Raw genomic sequence first — 2922 nt, 5'->3', positions numbered from 1 at the left:
ACGCCACCCTTTTCCAGCCAGGCGCGTCCGGCACCCGCGGCATAGGCCGGCTCGAGCGATATCTCGAAACCGCCGTAACCGTAGACCAGGGTCGGGTTAGTGCCGTCGGCCTTCAGGGCCTTCGGCGCGATTTCGAAGTAGGGCACCTTGGTGCCGTCCTTGGAGGTGACGAAGTGCTGGCTGACGACGAACTTCGAGGCATCGAAGAAGGCCGGGCTGTGCTTGATCGCCTCGCGCTCACCCTGGCCGAGGGTGCCGTAATAGAGCGTGGTGGGCTGCAGGAAACCGGTCACGGTGAGGAAGTATTCGTCCGTGTCGTCGGCATCGATACCGCCGGCCTGCATGTTGCTGAGGGCCGGTGCACCGCTGAGCGTATCTTCCTTCCAGGCACCGGTATCGGCTGGCGTCAGGACCTTGATCTGGGTGACCACGTCGTGCGACACGGTGAGGATCAGATGGTGGCGCGTCCACGAATGACCCGCCAGCGACGTGTGCTCGTCGGGTGTGAAAAGTACGGTGAAGTCGCGCTTGCCAGCCATGAAATCGTCGAACTTCGTGGCGACCAGCGAGCCGGAGGGATAGGTCTTGCCGCCGACCGTCCACGCCGTGCGCAGCTCGACAAGCAGCCATTCGCGTTCGACATCGGTCTCGGCGTCGTTGGGCACGTCGATCTTCGTCAGCGAGCCGTCCTTGCCGCGCAGGAAGGTCTCGGAGCTGTAGAACTCCAGTGCGCGCTGCACGAAATCGCGCTCGAAGCCCGGCGTGCGATCGCGATAGGCCGAGATGGAAAGGTCGTTGTCCTTACCTTCGTACACGGTTTGAGCGGAAGCCAGCGGCGTGCCGCGCTTCCATTCCTTGACGATGCGCGGGTAGCTCGAGGTGGTCATCGAGCCCGGACCGAAATCCGTGGCGACATAGATATGGTCGTCGTCGATCCAGGCGACCTGGCTCTTGGCCTCCGGCAGGGCGAAGCCGTCCTTGATGAAGCCCTTGGTCGAGAGATCGAACTCGCGGATCACGTCGGCATCCGCACCGCCGCGCGACAGCGAGACGAGGCAGCGGCGGTAGTCCGGCTTCAGGCACTGCACGCCGTGCCATACCCAGTTCTCTTTTTCGGACGCGGCGAGCGCATCGAGATCGATCACGGTGTCCCAGGCCGGCTTGTCCTTGCGGTACTCGGCCAGCGTGGTACGGCGCCACAGGCCCTTGGGGTGCTGCTTGTCGCGCCAGAAGTTGTAGAAGTGGTCGCCGATCTTCGAAACCATCGGGATCTTCGCGTCGGAATCGAGCATCTCCAGGAGGCGCGCGTCCAGCGTCTTGAAGTCCTGGCTCTCGGCGTACTTCGCCACGGTCTCGGCGTTACGCGCCTTGACCCACTCGAGCGGCTTGGCGCCGTCGATATCGTCCAGCCAGAGATTTTCGTCATCGGCTCCGGCCTGGGTGGCGGGAGCGGCGGTATGCGGGGTGTCGTGGGCTTGAGTCATGCCACTGAAGGTAAGGGCGATGACGAGCGCAATCCAGCGTCGATGCATGGTTCCGGGTTCCGAGATTGAGCGGAACCCGGACCATAGCTTACCCGGCGGGCCCGAAGGCCCATGACTTCCGGGCTACTCCTACCAAGTCAGAGGCCGCATGGCTCAGAGAAACGGAATCAGCAACAGCGCCACGATGTTGATGATCTTGATCAGCGGATTCACCGCCGGGCCCGCCGTGTCCTTGTACGGGTCGCCCACGGTGTCGCCGGTGACGGCGGCCTTGTGCGCGTCCGAACCCTTTCCACCGAAGTTGCCATCCTCGATGTACTTCTTGGCGTTGTCCCAGGCGCCGCCACCGGTCGTCATCGAGATGGCAACGAACAGGCCGGTGACGATGGTACCGATCAGCACGCCACCCAGCGCCTGCGCGCCCGCCTCGGAGCCGCCCAGCCACTTGAAGCCGAAGAGCACCACCACCGGCACCAGCACCGGAAGGAGTGAAGGCACCAGCATTTCGCGAATCGCCGAACGCGTGAGCATGTCCACCGCGCGGGAATAGTCAGGCTTGGTCGTGCCCTCCATGATCCCGGAGATCTCGCGGAACTGGCGGCGCACTTCCTCGACCACGGCGCCTGCCGCGCGACCCACCGCTTCCATGGCCATGGCCGCGAACAGGTACGGAATCAGACCGCCGATCAGCAGGCCGATGATCACGTAATGGTTGGAAAGGTCGAAGCGTATCTCCGTGCCGCCAAAGTGTTCGTTGAGGTTGTGCGTGTAATCGGCGAACAGCACGAGGGCGGCGAGACCGGCCGAACCGATGGCATAGCCCTTGGTCACGGCCTTGGTCGTGTTGCCCACGGCGTCGAGCGGATCGGTGACGCCGCGCACCTCGGGCGGCAGGTCCGCCATCTCGGCGATGCCGCCGGCGTTATCGGTAATCGGGCCATACGCGTCCAGCGCCACGATCATGCCGGTCATGCTGAGCATGGCCGTCGCCGCGATGGCGATCCCGTACAGCCCGGCGAACGCGAAGGCGCCCCAGATGGCCGCGCAAACAGCCAGCACAGGCAGGGCCGTGGACTTCATCGAGACGCCGAGGCCGGCGATGATGTTCGTCGCGTGGCCCGTGGTGGACGACTTGGCCACATGGCGCACCGGCCCGTATTCCGTTGCCGTGTAGTACTCGGTGATCACCACCATGGCCCCCGTGAGCACCAGGCCGATGATCGCGCAGCCGTAAATGCGGCCGGCGCCATAGGCGGAATCCGCCATCATCGACTGGGTGATCGGCCAGAAGGCAATCGCGGCGAGCAGGGCGGAAACGAAGACGCCGGCATACAGCGCATTCATGATCTTGCCGCCGCGGGTCTTCACGAAGAACGTGCCGATCACCGACGCGATGATCGACGCCCCGCCCAGCACCAGCGGGAACAGCACCCCCGAC

The 2922-nt window shown here is 64.5% G+C and carries 2 protein-coding genes; both read right to left on the bottom strand.

What is annotated here, in order from left to right; genetic code table 11:
* On the bottom strand, window positions 1–1532 hold a 1532-nt coding region (locus AC1DSN_RS20805; protein ID WP_477332607.1), incomplete at its 3' end, for a prolyl oligopeptidase family protein.
* Between the two features lie 105 nt (window positions 1533–1637).
* Window positions 1638–2922, bottom strand: a 1285-nt coding sequence (locus AC1DSN_RS20800; protein WP_477332605.1) for a proton/sodium-translocating pyrophosphatase, incomplete at its 5' end; no start/stop codon positions are given.

This window comes from Luteibacter sp. P4_D7_3, assembly GCF_056401735.1.
Note: the sequence above shows the minus strand (reverse complement) of the source record. Positions and strands in the feature narration are given on the sequence as shown.